General features: G+C 28.8%; 2 protein-coding genes. Both read left to right on the top strand.

The features are described from left to right. On the top strand, window positions 1-242 hold a 242-nt coding region (locus RB298_RS33355; RefSeq protein ID WP_486050615.1), incomplete at its 5' end, for a hypothetical protein. Window positions 243-318: 76 nt separating this feature from the next. Next, a partial coding sequence (locus RB298_RS33350) for a hypothetical protein (RefSeq protein ID WP_486050613.1) occupies window positions 319-698 on the top strand: 380 nt, incomplete at its 3' end.

The raw sequence follows: 698 nt of genomic DNA, 5'->3' as shown, positions 1-698 counted from the left end.
TTATTGGGAGTGTTTTTTTGAATAAAAGGGCCGCAGGTTGCTTATTCATATTCTTGGCAGCCTTATTTATATGTACAAAGTTTATTAGTGCAGCAATTTATTCTTCTAGTGAAGTATCTTGGAGTTCAGGTACATTTAAAGATCAATTGCATGAAATAGGCACAACGTTAAATATTTTAAGTATCATATCTTTAATCATTGGTATTGTTTATCTATATTTTGCAGAGCGTAATAAGCAATAAAGGTAAAAGATCTTATTGGTACTAATAAGGTCTTTTTAATTATGTGCCCTATAAATTCCACAAAAAAGGAGTATTTATGAAATATAAATCTATCATCTTACTGTTCTTATGTACTGTATTTCTTCTAGTATCATGTCAACAAAAGCAAGAGAATATTAAAGATATTTCTGTCAAAAAGATTTCTTCTTTCAATACAGAAGATTGGAAAATAAATATCGTACCTAAGAAAGATCACAATAAATGGGTATACGATGTGAAAGCCACGTACTTAAAAAACAAGAGCATTGATGTAACAATAAAACCATACTCAGATAATTCTAAGTATGGATACAAAGGTTATTTAAAAGAACCTATAGTTATCCCTGGAAATTATGAATCTAAAGAGTCTGTTTATTCTAAGGAAAACAACAAGGTAAAAATAAAGTTAGAATGGACTGAAGAGAAAGAGAATGAATT

The organism is Priestia sp. BR_2 (assembly GCF_041954005.1).
GTDB classification, from domain to species: Bacteria; Bacillota; Bacilli; order Paenibacillales; family Paenibacillaceae; genus Paenibacillus_AQ; species Paenibacillus_AQ lautus_A.
Note: the sequence above shows the minus strand (reverse complement) of the source record. Positions and strands in the feature narration are given on the sequence as shown.